16 protein-coding genes are annotated in these 16175 nt (G+C 69.9%); 8 read left to right on the forward strand and 8 right to left on the reverse strand.

Translation table 11 applies throughout. From position 1 onward, the window contains the following. Positions 1-62 precede the first annotated feature (62 nt). From MQP27_RS37040 to MQP27_RS37070, 7 genes are all read left to right on the forward strand, one after another. A complete protein-coding gene (locus MQP27_RS37040) occupies positions 63-821 on the forward strand; it encodes a DUF4118 domain-containing protein (RefSeq protein WP_242773563.1) in 759 nt (252 codons plus the stop codon). A 22-nt stretch (positions 822-843) separates the two neighbouring features. Then, positions 844-3387, forward strand: coding sequence for a sensor histidine kinase (locus tag MQP27_RS37045; RefSeq protein WP_242773565.1), 2544 nt, complete (start codon positions 844-846; stop codon positions 3385-3387). Between the two features lie 90 nt (positions 3388-3477). Then, on the forward strand, positions 3478-3831 hold the full coding sequence (locus MQP27_RS37050; protein WP_242773567.1) for a hypothetical protein: 354 nt from the start codon (positions 3478-3480) through the stop codon (positions 3829-3831). Between the two features lie 158 nt (positions 3832-3989). Beyond that, on the forward strand, positions 3990-4499 hold the full coding sequence (locus MQP27_RS37055) for an NfeD C-terminal domain-containing protein (RefSeq protein ID WP_242773570.1): 510 nt from the start codon (positions 3990-3992) through the stop codon (positions 4497-4499). A 104-nt stretch (positions 4500-4603) separates the two neighbouring features. Further along, positions 4604-6124, forward strand: a complete 1521-nt coding sequence (locus MQP27_RS37060) for a flotillin family protein (RefSeq protein ID WP_242773573.1) — start codon at positions 4604-4606, stop codon at positions 6122-6124. A gap of 253 nt (positions 6125-6377) precedes the next feature. Then, complete coding sequence (locus MQP27_RS37065) at positions 6378-6755, forward strand: STAS domain-containing protein (protein WP_242773576.1); 378 nt, start codon at positions 6378-6380, stop codon at positions 6753-6755. A gap of 101 nt (positions 6756-6856) precedes the next feature. Beyond that, positions 6857-8515, forward strand: coding sequence for a penicillin-binding transpeptidase domain-containing protein (locus MQP27_RS37070; RefSeq protein WP_242773579.1), 1659 nt, complete (start codon positions 6857-6859; stop codon positions 8513-8515). 11 nt (positions 8516-8526) lie between these two features. Here MQP27_RS37070 and MQP27_RS37075 read toward each other — a convergent pair whose 3' ends face one another. From MQP27_RS37075 to MQP27_RS37085, 3 genes are all read right to left on the reverse strand, one after another. Further along, entirely contained in the window at positions 8527-8907 is a 381-nt protein-coding gene (locus tag MQP27_RS37075) for a hypothetical protein (RefSeq protein WP_242773582.1), read from the reverse strand. A gap of 161 nt (positions 8908-9068) precedes the next feature. Next, on the reverse strand, positions 9069-9437 hold the full coding sequence (locus MQP27_RS37080) for a hypothetical protein (protein WP_242773585.1): 369 nt from the start codon (positions 9435-9437) through the stop codon (positions 9069-9071). A 152-nt stretch (positions 9438-9589) separates the two neighbouring features. Beyond that, the gene (locus tag MQP27_RS37085) at positions 9590-10171 is read right to left on the reverse strand and encodes an Rv1733c family protein (protein ID WP_242773588.1); all 582 of its coding nucleotides are present in this window, start codon (positions 10169-10171) and stop codon (positions 9590-9592) included. Between the two features lie 180 nt (positions 10172-10351). On the opposite strand from MQP27_RS37085, the gene glxA reads away from it, so the two are divergent. Then, a complete protein-coding gene (gene glxA / locus MQP27_RS37090; RefSeq protein ID WP_242773591.1) occupies positions 10352-12304 on the forward strand; it encodes a radical copper oxidase GlxA in 1953 nt (650 codons plus the stop codon). Between the two features lie 235 nt (positions 12305-12539). Here glxA and MQP27_RS37095 read toward each other — a convergent pair whose 3' ends face one another. The 5 genes from MQP27_RS37095 to MQP27_RS37115 all read right to left on the reverse strand — a co-directional run bounded on the left by MQP27_RS37095 (position 12540) and on the right by MQP27_RS37115 (position 16009). Beyond that, complete coding sequence (locus MQP27_RS37095; protein WP_242773593.1) at positions 12540-13187, reverse strand: hypothetical protein; 648 nt, start codon at positions 13185-13187, stop codon at positions 12540-12542. Positions 13188-13267: 80 nt separating this feature from the next. Beyond that, positions 13268-14095 carry a hypothetical protein gene (locus MQP27_RS37100; protein WP_242773596.1) on the reverse strand — a complete coding sequence of 276 codons (828 nt, stop codon included), beginning with the start codon at positions 14093-14095 and terminating at the stop codon, positions 13268-13270. Further along, entirely contained in the window at positions 14082-14735 is a 654-nt protein-coding gene (locus tag MQP27_RS37105; protein WP_242773599.1) for an ATP-binding cassette domain-containing protein, read from the reverse strand. Before MQP27_RS37105 ends, MQP27_RS37100 begins: the two co-directional genes overlap by 14 nt. Positions 14736-14745: 10 nt before the next feature. Continuing rightward, positions 14746-15390: a TetR/AcrR family transcriptional regulator gene (locus tag MQP27_RS37110; protein ID WP_242773602.1), complete on the reverse strand. Its 645-nt coding sequence runs from the start codon at positions 15388-15390 to the stop codon at positions 14746-14748. A gap of 73 nt (positions 15391-15463) precedes the next feature. Next, positions 15464-16009 (reverse strand): hypothetical protein, encoded by a 546-nt coding sequence (locus tag MQP27_RS37115; protein ID WP_242773605.1) that lies wholly within the window; start codon positions 16007-16009, stop codon positions 15464-15466. Positions 16010-16175 lie beyond the last annotated feature (166 nt).

The raw sequence follows: 16175 nt of genomic DNA on the forward strand, positions 1-16175 counted from the left end.
GGAGAGTGTCCCCCTGGGCAGCGGGCGGAACAGGATACGCAGACCACAGGAGGCGAGGACACATGACCGGCTTTCCGCTGCGGGACCGGATGGCCGCGGCCGGAGCGCTGCTCGGGCCGTTCCTGGTGGCCCTGGCACTCGTACCCTTTCGCACCGAACTCTCGAACACGAACGCGGCCTTGATCCTGGTCGTGGTGGTCGTCGCCGTCGCGGCGATCGGCAACCGGATCACGGGCGCGCTCGCCGCGCTGTCCGCGGCGGCGTGGTTCGACTTCTTCCTCACCGAACCCTACGAGCGGTTCACCATGACGGAGACCGACGACATCGAGACCGCCGTCCTGCTCCTGGTGGTCGGCCTCATCGTCTCCCAACTCGCCGCGCACGCCAGGCGTCTGGAGGTGGTCACCGTGACCGACGCCGACCACCTCCGCCGTATCCACGAGACGGCAGACCTCGCCCGGACCAGCCGATCGGCCGACCCCGTGGTCGAGCACGTGCGGCGTCAGCTGATCGAGCTGCTCGGACTGCGGATGTGCCGCTTCGAGTACGGGACGCTCATGGGACAGCCGCCCCGGCTGGAGCAGGACGGGTCGGTGGCGGTGGGCCGCCGGCACTGGGACGTCGACGCGGCCGGCTGGCCGGAGGGCGAGATTGAACTGCGGGCGTACGGCAACGGTCACTACTTCGGTCGCTTCATGATGGCTCCCGCACCGGAGAGCGCCCCGTCGCTCAAGGCCCGCCTGGTCGCGGTGACGCTGGCCGACCAGACGGGTGCTGCGCTGGACACAGCGGGTCTGACGAACGGCCGTACGTCGGCCTGAGGCCGGCGAAGAGACGAGAGACATGGCACGCGGCAAGCTGCGGATCTACCTGGGTGCGGCACCGGGCGTCGGCAAGACGTACGCGATGCTTTCCGAGGCCCACCGCCGGATCGAGCGCGGCGCCGACTGCGTCGTCGCGTTCGTGGAGCGCCACGGCCGACCGCGCACCGAGGTGATGCTGCACGGGCTGGAGGAGATCCCCCGCAGGGAACTGGAGTACCGGGACGCCGTCTTCACCGAGATGGACGTCGACGCGGTGCTGGCGCGTCGCCCGCAGGTCGCCCTCGTGGACGAACTCGCGCACACGAACATCCCCGGCTCCCGCAACACCAAGCGCTGGCAGGACGTGGAGGAACTGCTCGCAGCAGGCATCGACGTGATCTCCACCGTCAACATCCAGCACCTGGAGTCCCTCGGCGATGTCGTCGAGGCGATCACGGGTGTCCGGCAACAGGAGACCGTCCCCGATGAACTCGTCCGGCGCGCGGACCAGATCGAGCTGGTCGACATGTCGCCGGAGGCGCTACGCCGCCGTATGGCGCACGGGAACATCTACAAGCCGGACAAGGTCGACGCGGCCCTCTCGAACTACTTCCGGCCCGGAAACCTCACCGCCCTGCGGGAGTTGGCGCTGCTGTGGGTGGCGGACCGGGTCGACGAATACCTGAACCAGTACCGCAGCGAGCACCGGGTCTCGAAGATCTGGGGCTCGCGGGAGCGGATCGTGGTCGGGCTGACCGGCGGTCCGGAAGGGCGGACGCTGATCCGGCGGGCCGCGCGGCTGGCCGAGAAGGGGGCAGGCGGCGAGGTGCTCGCCGTCTACGTCACCCGCAGCGACGGTCTCACGTCCGCCTCGCCGAAGGAGCTGGCGGTCCAGCGCACCCTCGTCGAGGACCTCGGCGGCACCTTCCACCAGGTCGTCGGCGACGACATCCCGGCGGCCTTGCTGGACTTCTCACGCGGGGTCAACGCCACCCAGATCGTGCTGGGCGTCTCCCGGCGCAAGAGCTGGCAGTACGTCCTCGGGCCCGGCGTCGGCGCGACGGTCGCCCGGGACTCCGGCCCCGACCTCGACGTCCACCTCATCACGCACGCAGAGGCGGGCAAGGGACGCGGACTGCCAGCCGCACGGGGCGCTCGGCTGGGGCGCTCGCGCATCCTCTGGGGCTGGTTCGCGGGTGTCGGCGGTCCGTTGCTCCTGACATTGCTGCTGACCCATGTGGACGCCGACCTCGGTCTGACGAACGACATGCTGCTGTTCCTGACGCTGACGGTGGCGGCGGCCCTGCTCGGCGGCCTGCTCCCGGCGCTCGCCTCGGCCGCGTTCGGGTCCATGCTGCTGAACTGGTACTTCACGCCGCCGGTGCACCGGATCACGATCGCCGACCCGAAGAACATCCTCGCCTTGGCGATCTTCGTGGCGGTGGCCGTGTCGGTGGCATCGGTCGTCGACCTCGCCGCCCGCCGCACCCACCAGGCGGCTCGGCTGCGCGCCGAGTCGGAGATCCTGTCCTTCCTCGCGGGCAACGTGCTGCGCGGTGAGACCAGCCTGGAGGAGCTGCTGGAGCGGGTGCGGGAGACGTTCGTGATGCGGTCCGTGGCCCTGCTGGAGCGCGAGAACGACTCCGCGCCCTGGACCGTCGCGGGCTGCGTGGGGCCGGACGCGCCGACCGGGCGCCCCGAGGACGCCGACGTCGAGGTGCCTGCCGGTGACCATATGGCATTGGCCTTGTGCGGTCGCGTGCTGCCCGCCGAGGACCGCCGAGTGCTGGCCGCGTTCGCCGCCCAGGCGGCCGTGGTGGTGGATCGCCGACGCCTCCAGGAGGAGGCTGACCGGGCCAAGGTGCTCGCCGAGGGGAACCGGATGCGCACGGCGCTGCTCGCCGCGGTCAGCCACGACCTGCGCACGCCCCTGGCCGGAATCAAGGCGGCCGTCACCTCGCTGCGGTCGGAGGACGTCGCCTGGTCGGAGCAGGACCGGGCCGAGCTCCTGGCCGGAATCGAGGAGGGCTGTGACCGCCTCGACCACCTCATCGCCAACCTGCTGGACATGTCCCGCGTGCAGACCGGCACGGTGGCTCCGCTGATCCGGGACATCGACCTCGACGAGGTCGTCCCCATGTCCCTGGCCGGTGTGCCGGAGGACGGCGTGGAGCTGGACATCCCCGAAACGCTGCCCATGGTCTGCGTGGACAAGGGCCTGTTGGAGCGAGTGGTCGCCAACGTCGTCGAGAACGCCGTGAAGTACGGGCCTGCCGAGGAACAGGTCGTCGTGTCCGCGAGCGTGCTAGGCGACCGTGTCGAGGTCCGGGTCGTCGACCGCGGCCCCGGTGTCCCCGACGAGGCCAAGGAGCACATCTTCGAGCCCTTCCAGCGCTACGGCGACGCGCCGCGCGGCAACGGGGTCGGCCTCGGCCTCGCCGTCGCCCGCGGTTTCACCGAGGCGATGGGCGGCACCCTGCGAGCAGAAGACACCCCCGGCGGCGGTCTCACCATGGTTCTCAGCCTTCCCACGGCGGACAACTCGGAGGTCGTACAAGGCCTCTCCGCCACGACCACCTCGTAGACGCCTCGTACGGCGATCCGGCCTGCGCCAGGGCCGGTATCCGGCCGCGGGCACCTCCCGTCAGGCGCCCGCGACGCCTACGGTGGAGTGGTGCGCGAGATCACCGATGCCGCTCTCCGCTTCCCCACGGCCACGTTCACAGCCGCGCTCGTCCTGGTCGTCGGCTTCTGGACGCTGATTCTGCTGGGCCCGTCGGCACGTGACCGGCGCACCCGCCGCGCGGAAGACCCGTCGCACGTGCGCGCGACCCCGGTCATCGCCGAGGCGTCCCTGGTCATCGCCCTCGCCTGGATCCTGAGCCTTGGCGGCTCTCTGCTGCTGCGTCCCCACGAGGCTGCCCAGCCACTGGCGGCGGTCCTGGCCGCCCTGCTTCTCGTCACCTCGCTCGCGCTGGCCACCCTGGCCGCCCGCCGAGTGACCCGGGGACGGCGCCGACCGCGGTGAGCCCGTCGCCCTCCCGGGGGAGGGCGTGTCACCTCGCCGACAGACGGCATCAAAATCGCGTAAACATTGCCGGAACACGGCAATGAAACAGCGTCCCCTGCCGTGTCAGGATTCCGTCAAGCCGGAGATCAGCGACGGGTGAGAGGGGGACGGCACGCATGGCCTGGTTTCTAGGAATCGGCATCACGGGGGTCGTGCTGCTCGCCCTGTCGCTGGTCTTCGACGGGCTGCTGGACGGCGTGCTCGACGGCGCGCTGGGCGGCGGTCTCGACGGGTGGCTGTCGCTGCCGGTCGTCGCCGGCTTCCTGGCGATGACCGGCTTCGGCGGAGTCATCGCCCAGGCGGCCACGGGGGTCGGCCCCGCGGGCGCCACCGGCGTCGGCGCACTTGCGGGGGTGGGCACAGCCTGGCTGACGTACCGCTTCAGCCGTGCCCTGATGCGTGATCAGACCTCGGTGGCGCCCACCGGGGGCGACCTGATCGGTACGTCCGGGAGCGTGGTGACGGCGATCCCCGCCGACGGGTTCGGTGAGGTACTCCTCCAACTCGCGGGCCAGCCCGTGAAGTTCGCCGCGCGCAGCGCGACACCGGTGGCCCGCGGCGCCGAGGTGTGGGTGGAGGCGGCACCGACCGCGACCTCCGTCCTCGTACGGCCCGTGCACCGCTGAGCTTCGCCGCGTCGGTCGGCGACCCGCCTTTCCTCATCCTGTTCACCGCCCCTTGTGGGGGCTTTTCCAACCCTCCGGGTTGTTACGTGTCTGGGGGCACTGTCATGAGTCCTGTCGTCGTCGCCGTGGCCGGAGTCGTCGTACTCCTCGTCCTGTCGGCTCTCGTCGTCATCAGCCGTTACAAGGTCGCCGGGCCGAGCGAGGCGTTCATCGTCACGGGCCGGCGGGGCAAGAAGTCCACCGATCCGGAGACCGGCCGGGTGTTCACCGACAACAGCGGGCAGAAGGTCGTGGTCGGCGGCGGGGTGTTCGTCGTGCCGTTCGTGCAGCAGAAGTTCACCCTCGACCTGTCCTCGCGGCACATCCCGGTCGCTGTCCGCGGAGCGGTCACCCTGCGCGGGGTGAAGGCCAATCTCGACGGTGTCGCGATCGTCAAGGTCGGCGGTACCGAGGACTCGATCCGTGCCGCCGCCCAGCGGTTTTTGATGCAGCAGGACGGCATCGTCGGCTTCACCCAGGAAGTTCTCTCCGGCGCGCTGCGCGCGATCGTCGGCCGGATGTCGGTGGAGGACGTCATCCGCGACCGAGCCGCGTTCGCCGGGCAGGTGGCCGAGGAGGCGGAGGCGAGTCTGTCCGGGCAGGGCCTGGTGCTGGACGCCTTCCAGATCCAGGACATCACCACCGAGGGCTCCTACCTGGAGGACCTCGGCCGTCCGGAGGCCGCCCGCGCCAAGCAGGAGGCCGACATCGCCGAGGCGGTGGCCCAGCGTGCGGCCGAGCAGGCCCGGTTGAAGGCCGCGGAGGAGATCGCGATCGCGCAGCGGACGTTCAACCTGCGGCAGGCGGAGATCAAGGCCGAGACCGACGAGGCCGCCGCCCGTGCCGCCGCCGCGGGACCGCTGGCGGAAGCGGCCCGGCAGCAGGAGATCCTCACCCAGCAGGAGAAGGTCGCCGAACGGCAGGCCGCGCTGACCGACCGCCAGCTCGACACGCAGGTCCGCAAGCCGGCCGACGCCCAGCGGTACGCCGCCGAGCAGGAGGCCGAGGCCAAGCGGGTGGCACGGGTCAAGCAGGCCGAGGCGGAGAAGGCCGCGGGCATCGCGGGCGCCCAGGCGGAGGCCGAGCGGGCCCGGCTGACCGGTGAGGGTGAGAAGCAGCGCCGCAGCGCGCTCGCCGAGGCGGAGGCCGTCGAGGGACTCAAGAGGGGAGAGGCCGAGCGGTCCCGCCGTGCGGCGATCGCGGAGGCGGTCCGGTTGGAGGGCGAGGCCGAGGCGGCGGCGATCGGCGCCAAGGGCGCGGCCGAGGCGGAGGCGATGCAGAAGAAGGCCGACGCCTTCGGACAGTACGGCGAGGCGGCGATCCTCCAGATGCTCGTCGAGGTGCTCCCGCAGGTCGTCGCCAAGGCGTCCGAGCCGCTTGCCGCCGTGGACAAGATGACCGTCATCTCCACCGACGGAGCAAGCCGGTTGACGCGCAGCGTCACCGACAACGTGGCCCAGGGCATCGAACTCCTCAGCTCCACCACCGGAGTAGACCTCGCCGAACTCTTGAAGGGCGTCACACGGCGGACCGAGACCACGCAGCCCGCACCGGAGGCCAACGGGAAGATCGAGATCGCCGGCTGACCCGGCCGACGAACCAGAGACAGGAGCCCGGGCGGTGACTGCCCGGGCTCCTCACCGACGGTTACCCAGGACACGTGCGGCGGGCCTCCCGAACGGATCACGAACCGTCGCACCAGGAGGCGAGGCAGCGGCCGGCACCCTAGGCTGGACCGCAGGTGCGCCGGGAAGTCTGGTCGGCAGTCAGCCGCCTGCTGCTTGGAGCCCTCGGATGCCGGACACCTCTTCTGCCGGGGGACCGCATGGAATGCGGAGGATGGCCAGATTGCTGCACCATCCGCTGAGGGAACTGCGCGGTGTCGGTTCCGACCCCGTCCCGGAGCACGTCGTCGTCCGTCTTTCCGGAGAGATCACTTCGACGAACGTCGGGCGTATCGGCGCCAGCCTCCGGACCGCCCTGCGCTCGCGCCCCGCGGTCCTGGAGATCGACCTCGGCGAGGTGATCCACATCAGTGGTGACGGCGCCGTCGTGTTCTTCACGGCACTGCGGGAGGCCCGGGCACGCGGGACACGGATGATCGTCACGAACGTCCGTGGCCGGGCCCTCGACGCTCTCCGGCAACTGGGCCTGGCCAGGGTCCTGGTCATGCACGAAGGGGACGGACCGCGGGAATCAGGCCCCGGCAACCGATAACCGCTCTGCTCACCTCACCCTGCTGGTCGTGGCTTGACGGTCCGGTAACGATCTGTCCGAGCGAACACCTGCACAGTGCAAACAAACATACGATCCACGACATGAACAGAGCTGTGAAGATCGGCATGGCCGGTACTGGTACGGCCCTGCTCGCCCTCGGGGGAATCGGCGCATACAACGTGGTGCAGGCGATGTCCTCCGGGACGACGGGGAGCGGCGAGACCAAGGCGGCGCGCGGTTTCGACCCAGCGGCGGTGTCGAGCGAGCCGCCGTCGGACGCCAAGGCCGTGAAGCTGGCCCGCGCCTTCCTGGACAACTGGTCCAAGCAGCGGTTCGACCAGGCCGCGAGTGACACCGACGCGTCGGCGACGGCCGTATCGGCCCTGCGGGGATACGCGGACGGCCTGCACCTGAAGACGCTGACCTTCAAGCAGGTCACCTCGGCGGGTCCCTCGACGGTGACGGCGGGCGCCACCAAGGTCACCTTCGACGTCACCGCCCAGGTGGCGGGTGGCACCTGGACCTATCCGAGCGCCGTGGCGGTACGGCAGAGCACCAACGGCCAGTTGGCGGTGCACTGGAACAACTCGGTGCTCTATCCCGGCCTGGGCGACGACCAGTCGCTGACCGCGGGCAAGCTGCCCGTCGGTGCGAGCACCGCCGAGGTCGTGGCGAGCGACGGCAAGACCGACCTCGCCCGCTTCTCCTCGCTGCACGACATCGTTGCGACGATCCGCAAGAACACGACCGCGACCGGCGGCAGCACCGGCACGGGCGTCGCGGTGGTGGACGCGAGCGGCGAGGGCGTGAAGTCGCTGAAGGTCTTCACCAAGGGCAAGGCGCCGCTGATCAGGACGACCATCGACGCCTCGCTCCAGGCGGTGGCCGAGACCGCCGTGAAGGACGCCCACCTTCAGGACAAGCCCGCAGGGACGGTGGCGCTGGACTGGAGGACCGGTCACATCCTCGCGATCGCCCACACCGGCTCGGACGGCGACATCGCCATCAACGGCATCAAGTCGCCGGGCTCCACGATGAAGATCATCACCTCGGCGGCCCTGTTCGACCAGGTGGGCCTCTCCCCGAACTCCCCCGCCCCGTGCACGGACTCGCTGACGGCCAACAGCCAGCTGTTCCACAACGATTCCGGCGTGCGGGCCAACGCGGCCTCCACCCTCGCCCAGGCGTTCACGGTCTCCTGCAACACCGCCTTCATCAAGGACGGCTTCCACTACCTCGTGCACGACGGAGACGCCTCCGCCCTGCACGACGAGGCAGTGAACGTCTTCGGCATGGGCAGCTGGTCCATCGGCGGCGGGGTCGCCACCACCGACCCGAGCATCCCGGCGGACGTCCAGGGCGGCGACCAGGCGGCCCAGTTCATCGGCCAGGGCCAGGTCACGGCCACCCCGCTGTTCATGGCATCGGTGGCGGCCACCGTGCGAGGCGTCGGTTTCCACCAGCCGGTCATCCTGCCCGGACAGCACCAGGACACCGCACCCCGGCCCATCTCCGCCCGCACGGCCGGCTACCTGCAGTCGATGATGCGGAACGTGGCCACCAGCGGTACCGCCGCACCACGCCTCGGCGGCCTGGCCGGCGTCGGCGCCAAGACCGGCACCGCGGAAGAAGGCGACCACACCAACGGCTGGCTGACCGCGTACAACTCCCGCATCGCCGTCGCCGCGCTGGTCGAAGGCGGCAGCTCCGGTGTGGACTCCGCCGGGTACGTGGTCCGGCACCTGCTCACCGGCGGCTGACACATCGTCGGCTAGGAACGGATGAGGGGGACGGTCACGGCGAGGTGTCCGTCACGGTCGGGTTGCGGGGAGTTGAGGGCGTTCATGCGGGTGGCCAGGTGACCGATCACCCGGCCGGTGAAGTCCGCGTCCGGTTTGGCCGTGCCGTACGGGGCGTGTTGGTGCTCGTCCTTCGTCGGCGGATGTCCGCCGATGTAACGGGCCAAGTCCGTGCTGACGGCCCAACAGGCCAGCGAGACCTTCGCCTGATCGTCCGCCACCTGTTTCACCCGGATGTGAGCGCACAGCGTGAAGTTGTCGCCACCCAAGGTGACCGTGGTGTTGAGCTCGTGGCGTGGGGAGCACCGCGCCATGAGCTCACGGACCGCCGGTTGCACTGTGCCGCTCGCCATGGGCTCCGCGTAGACCATCCGACAGCCTCCCCGTCGTGGGCGGAAGGCAGGGTCTCACGAGGTGACCGGTTGCGACCAGAGCGCATCGCGTGCCGCGGTGGTCGACTCGGGCCTCGTGGCTGCCGCGATCGGATGGCGGAGGGCCGAGTGCGGAGAGGCAGTTACAGGATCCGCTCGATCTGCCGCAGTTCCTTGCGGACGCCGGCTAGATCGGTGCGGTTCCGGTCAAGGACGACGTAGAGGAAGAGTCCTTCGTGTGTGCGGCGGGTCAGAGGCCGGATGAGGTGGTACTCCGTGTCCAGCGTGATGAGGATGTCCTCCAGCCGCGCCGGTGCGCAGCCGACCAGGTCCATGGCCGAGAGTTCGGCGCGTACGACGTCCGTACCGCCGCTTGCGGCTTTGGCGAGGTCGAGGCCGACCGGTTCGCCGAGGGCGCCGAGCGTCATGCGGCTGACGTAGTCGACGACCGCCACGCCGAGCGCTCCGTCGAGGCGCATCGCCCGGCGCATAACGATGGTGATGGCGGACACGGTCAGCCCCCTCGTCGTACCGGCGCGGGATTGTGTTCCGGCCGTCTTTGCATCGTGCCACGATTCGTGCTGGGTGGCTCCGGAAACGGCAGGGCGGGTCCACGACGCCGCCTCGGGCAACCCCTTCTCGTGCGGCGCCGGTTGACAGGGCGTCAGCCGGTCTTCCATCCCCAGGGCGTGTCGACACGGGCCCATTCCTCGTCCCATTGCCGCGACTGCCGCCGGGCCAGTTGGAGGCGCATCAGCTGAGCGCCACCGAGCAGAGCTCCGGCCACCCCGAGGCCGACCAGCACGCCGGTCCAGGCCGCTTGGAACGTCGCGTCACCGGGCGTGAGCGGCTTCGAGGTCAGTCGGCCCTGCCGGTCGACCCACACCGTGGCCGGGGCGCCGGCCTTCGCGTCGGCGCGCACCTTCGTAAGGCCCGTGTGCGTCGAGCCGTCCGGCGCGGTCCAGCGCACGGTGGCCCGGACGAGATCGCCGTCGAGGGCCGATACCGATGTCCTGCCCGGCGCGTTCTCGGTGAGGACGGCGGAGAGCGGGTGGCGCTCCGCCCGCTGCCGGTCCAGCTCGTGGTCCGCCGTGACCCCGGACGTCAGCCCCGTGAACAGACCTCCGCAGAGCGCGATCAGCCATGCCGCGAGCACGATCCAGGCGTCGACGACGTCGCTGCGGCGCCTGAGCGGGTTGTGGCGCCAGCGCCACATCCACACCTTGCCGTACCGGGTCTTCGCCATGGCCGACACCTCCTTCGCGAGCACTGACAGATCCGTCGCCGGACGTGATGTCGTTGTCGCAGCTGTTACCCGAGTTTGGACCCTACTTTGCATTATGCAAAATAGGATGGCGCTCTGTCGTGCGGCCGCCCTTGTGGGTGGCCGTTGACCGCTGCTGCACCCATTCCGGGGGGATGTGGGATGAGTTCCGCACGTGATTTCGGCGCCCGCCGCCGCACCCGTCGTCTGCTGGTCGGCACCGTGGTGGTGCTGGCCCTGGCGGGGATGAACGGGCCGTGGCTGTACCGCTTCGGGAGCGAGAAGTACCACACGTACAAGATCAACAGATCGGAGTACAAGGCCGAGAACGGCCACTGGGATCTGGTGGACGTCCCGGAGCAGTTCCGGCAGAACACCATCCACGGGGCCCTGTTGCAGACGGGCAAGGTGCTGCTGGTCGCCGGCTCCGGTAACAACCTCGACAACTTCGACGCGAAGAACTTCCGCTCGGTGGTGTGGGACCCCGTCAAGAACACCTTCCACGAGGTCAAGACCCCGGCCGACCTGTTCTGTACCGGCCATATCCATCTCGCCAATGGCAACCTGCTCTTCGCGGGCGGCACCAAACGCTACGAGAAGCTCAAGGGCGACGTCACCAAGGCCGGCGGCCTGATGGTCGTGCACAACGAGAATCCGGACAAGCCGATCACCCTGTCGACCGGGACCCACTTCACCGGAAAGGAGAACCACAAGACCTTCGTCTCCAAGGACCCGGTCACCGTCAAACCCGCGAAGAAGGTCTTCGACAAGAAGACCGGGAAGTTCCTGCGCACCGAGGCGAGCCTGGGACGCGTCTACGTCGAGGCGCAGAAGAGCGGCGCCAAGTACGAGACCGGCGCCCAGGAGAACTATCGCGTCGAGGGCCTGACCGGCGCCGACACCCACAACGTGTACGGCATCGCCAACAAGCTCGGCCTGGACAAGAAGGACTTCCAGGGCATCCGACAGGCGTATGAGTTCAACCCGTACACGGAGAAGTTCACCAAGGTCGCCCCGATGAACGAGGCCCGCTGGTACCCGACCCTGACCCGGCTCGCGGACGGCCGGGTGCTGGCCCTGTCCGGCCTGGACGACATCGGCCAGGTCGTGCCCGGTAAGAGCGAGATCTACGACCCGAAGACGAAGACCTGGCGCTACAGCGGCAAGATCCGTCAGTTCCCCACCTACCCGGCGGTCTTCCAGCTGCCCGACGGCACGTTCTTCTACTCCGGCTCCAATGCCGGTTACGGGCCCAGTGACGTCGGCCGCAGGCCGGGCATCTGGCAGTTCGACACCAACAAGTTCACCAAGCTGCCGGGCCTGGACGACGCGAACCTGATGGAGACCTCCGGCACGGTGATGCTGCCGCCCGCCCAGGACGAGAAGTTCATGGTGGTCGGCGGGGGAGGCATCGGGGAGTCCACGAAGTCGTCGAAGAAGACCCGGGTCATCGACCTCAAGGCGAACAGCCCGCACTTCACGGACGGTCCCGCGCTGGAGGAAGGCACCCGCTACCCGGAGCTGTCGATCCTGCCCGACGACACCGTTCTGATCACCGGAGGATCCCGGGAATACCGGGGCCCCTCCTCCGAGAACATCCACCAGGCCCGCATCTACGACGCCAAGACCGGCGGGATGCGCCGGGTCGCCGACCCCGAGGTCGGCCGCAACTACCACTCAGGCTCCATCCTCCTGCCCGACGGCCGCGTCATCACGTTTGGCGGCGACTCCCTCTTCGCCGACAAGGCCAAGACCAAGCCCGGGGTGTTCGAACAGCGCCTGGAGATCTACACCCCGCCGTACCTGTACCGGGACTCGCGGCCGACCCTGACCGGCGGCCCGAAAACGGTCAACCTCGGTCAGACGGCGACCTTCACCACCAAGTACGCCTCGGTCATCAAGACGGCGCGGCTGATCCACCCTAGCTCCACCACCCACGTCACCGACGTCGAACAGCGCTCGATCGCCCTCGACTTCAAGAGGACGAAAAACGGCAAGGGCATCCAGGTCACCGTCCCGAAGAACCGCGACCTGGTCCCGGCCGGCTGGTACATGCTCTTCGTGACCGACGACCAGGGCACACCGTCCAAGGCGCTGTGGGTGCGCGTGCCTTAGCGGGTCGTGCCGATGGCATCAAACGCTCATGCCGGGGACGAGAATGGCAATCTCGAGGTCCGGGCCCTTCTCGACCAGCACCAACGGGAGTTGAAGGACGCACCGCGCGTGACCCGGGGCGTGGTACCCCGGCCCGGCTCGGGCGGTCAGGAGGGCGGCTTCTCCGACCGCGACCTGCGCTCGGCGTGGCGTGTGAGCAGCCGCTTCGACGCCCCGGACCCCGGCCAGCTCCGCTCTACGCGTTCAGTGGCACGCCGTGCTCGTCGGCATAGATGCGCCGGCACTGGCCGTTGCAGAAGCCGTGGAGCGTGCCATCGACCTCCAGGGTGAGGTCGGTGGTGGTCAGGTCGACGGTCATGCCGCACACCGGGTCGATGACCGTGCCGGCCGGTAGGCCGTCGGTGGGCAGGTGGGCGATGGTGTCGCGGTGCGGGGCGGTCATGTGCCGGACGAGGTCGAGGCTGCCCATGGGCCGTCCGCACATCCCGAGACTGCCTTCGGCGACGCCGACGACGTGGACCAGGGCGTGCGGCTGGTCGCGGAGCCGGTCGGGGTCCCGGCCGGCCTCGGCCTCGGTCTCGGCGAGGGCCTGGGTGAGGCGTTCGATGGCGTGGGCGCTCATCTCCTTGCGCCAGGCGGCCGGTGCGCTGACGCGGACCAGGTAGCGGGGCGGGTCGGTGGGGTCGACCGGGTGACGGTCGCCGGTGATCCAGGCGGCCGGCTCGTGGATGAGGACCTGGGTGAGGGCGCGTGCGGAGTCCATGACGGCCTCGGCGTGGGCGTCCTCGGTCCCCATCAGCGCGTCGATGAGCCGCTTGCCCAACTGTTGGTGTCGTGCCGGGTCGAGAACGCCCGCGGGTGCGAAGAGCTCGATGACAATCATGACTTCATGCTCGATCGGTGGGCCGCGGCCGTCGTCGTACCAGGGGAGCGGGTCGGGGCTGCTCCGAGCGGAGTGGCGGACTACTTCGGCAGGAGTACCGGGTCCCTCCGCGCTTGGCGGCGCGTACGGTTGCGGGTCCTGATCCGGAAGATGACCAGCCCGATCGCGGCGAAGGCGGCCGCCCAGCCGAGGCCGAGTGCGAGGTGGCTCCACAGCGCGGTGTTCCCGAAGGAGCCTCCGACGGCGAACTGCATGGGCCCGAAGGAGGGGAACCATTCCAGGACGGGCTTGTTGGCGAGCGGGTTGCCCAGCGGGTTCTGCAGGAAGGTGTCCATCAGCCCGCCCATGATGATCAGGAAGAAGCCCTCCAGGTCGTGCTTGACCAGGACGCCGAGGAGCAGGCCGAGCGCACCGTAGGTGAGTGCGATGGCCGTGAAGCCGGCGAGCACGGCGAACCAGCCGCCGGGATCCGGACGCCAGAAGGGCAGCATCGCGAGCGCGGTGTAGAGGGCGATCCCCGAGGCGACCACGGCGACGGCCAGGGACTTGGCCCCGATGAGCGTGGACTGCCGGTATCCGGCGAAGACCAGGCGCCGGTCGAAGGCGAGGGCCTTGCGGACGGCGTCGAAGACGACGAACCCGGCGATCATCGTGACGGAGTTGAGGCCGGCCGAGATCAGGGTCAGGTGGCCGCCGTCGACGTGCAGGACGCGGCCGGTGGCGTACAGCTTGAAGTCCAGCGGCGTGTCTCCGGCCAGGGCGTCCATCATCAGGTACCAGGCGGGGACGAACAGGACCAACAGCAGGGCGGCGAGCCGGTTGCGGGTCTGGTCGCGCACGCAGAAGCGCAGGGCGGTGGGGAACTGCCCGTACAGTGGCCGTGGTCGGAGTGCGTCAGGCACCGACATGGTGACCCTCCTTCGACGTCGTGCGCGGGGTGAGCCGGCCGTCGGTGAGATCGGCGAGCAGGTCGAAGCGGTCCTGTTCGAACACGAGGTGGGTGATGACCACGATGGCCTTGCCGCGGGCGCGCAGGCCCTCGACCAGATCCCAGAACCGCAGGTAGGTGTCCCAGTCGAAACCCTGGTAGGGCTCGTCGAGCAGCAGGACGTCCGGGTCGTGGAGCAGGGCCAGGGTGAGGTTGAGTTTCTGCCGTGTGCCGCCGGACAGTTCGCCGGCGACGGATGCCAAGTACCGCTCGTAGCCGAGGAGATCGACGAGTTCCCGGCCGCGGTCCAGGTCGGGCAGGCGGTGGGCGGCGGCGAAGTAGTGCAGGTGCTGCTCGACGGTGAGGCTCGCGTTCAGGACGGGGTCCTGCGGGCAGTGGCCGAGAGTGCCGGTCAGGGCGACCTCGCCGCTGTCCACGGGCAGGGTGCCTGCCAGGGCCTTCAGCAGCGTCGACTTGCCGGCGCCGTTCTCCCCTACGACGGCGACGAGTTGCCCGGGGGTGACGGTGAGGTCGGCGCCGCGCAGGACGGGGTGCCTGCCGTAGGACTTGTGGATGTCGTGGGCCTGAAGTACGGGTGCGGGTGTTGAGCCGGGCGCCATGCGCCGCCTCCTAAGGTGTGTCTTCGTGCGGTTGCGGTGGTACCGCGCTCAGTCCGCCCGCGTAGATGCTGAGCATCTCCGGGGCCCACCGGGTCATGCCGTCGGCCGACAACGGGTCCGTGCCGAGGACCTCGGCCAGTCGGTCGCGCAGCAGGAACAGGGCCAGGTCGTTGGAGAGGAGCAGGGCGGCGCGCACCGCCGGGTCCCGACCGGAGGAGGCCAGTCCTGCCGCCGCCAGGCCGTCCAGGGCGTCCCTGCTCAGGTCGTACAGGCGCCGGAACAGCAGTCGCGCGGCGTCCGTGTCGGACAGCAGGAGCCGGCGCAGGTAGCCGGGCAGCGGTGAGTCGGTGGGCAGGTGCCGCGCGAACACCTCGCTCAGCGAACTCGCCCCGGCCCCGGGATCGAGCAGCTCGGCCCCGCCGTCGCCGGTCAGCTCGCCGAGCATGGCCTCGAAGACGTCCAGGACGTACTGGTCGACCTCCTGCCGCAGGCCCTCCTTCGACCCGAAGTGGTGCATGACCAGCCCTGGCGACACGCCGGCGGCAGTGGCGATCTGCCGCATTGTCACCGTCTCCGTGCCGCCTGCGGCGAACAGGCGCAGGGCCTCGTCACGGATGACCGCGCGGGTGGTCCGGTCGTCGCGGATTGAACGCATGTACAGAATACTATACGAGCGTTCAGTCAGTGGCGAGGGCGGGGCCTGGAACGCCTCGCGCCGTCCCCGGGCGTCAACCGGCTGCGGGCCGCGGCGGAGGAGTGCCCGCGTATGGCGGAACGGAAGGCGAGGCGGTCGCGGCAGGAACGCCGTCCGGCAGCAGATCCTCGGACTGCTGGGAGGTGCCGTCCGTGGGCGTACTGCCCGGGGCGCTCGAACGGCTGGCAGCCTGGGAGAAGGCCCCGACGGCCACGAGCACCGCGGCGACGGCCGCCAGGACGCGCCCCACCCGTCGCCACCGCTCCGGGTTGTCCATGTCCCGCCAGGCAGGTCCTGGCCGATGCTCCTCGGGCCGCCACACTTCGCCCACCGCTTCGAACGATGCCGGGTGGGGTTCGACGGGCGCGGCCCAACGCCTTTCCCGCCGGACGCCGTGCGGGCCCGTCGGATCGGGGCGGCTCCCGGCTGCCCGCTCACGGGCGGAGAGCTCCCTGGGCGCGGAGGCCCGAATGGCCTGCTCGGTGTCGCCCAGGAACCGCAGCCACACGGCGTCCGGAAGGGGTGGAACACCGTCCCCGTCGCCCGGTGTTCCGCCCTGGCCCGTGTCCTCAGCGGCCACGATGCCTCCCTTTCTCGACCCTCTTCGACCGGGCCCATTCTGCGGACTGCCGCTGTGTACCGGCGGTGAGGGGGCGGAGCACGCGAAGTTCCGGCAACCGAGTGGTGGGAGACCTGTCGGCGGCCGGTGCGTCGCCCTCCCTCCCGACAGCGTGCCGATCACTCCT

The sequence above is a fragment of the Streptomyces cylindrosporus genome (genome assembly GCF_022698165.1).
Classification (GTDB): domain Bacteria; phylum Actinomycetota; class Actinomycetes; order Streptomycetales; family Streptomycetaceae; genus Streptomyces; species Streptomyces cylindrosporus.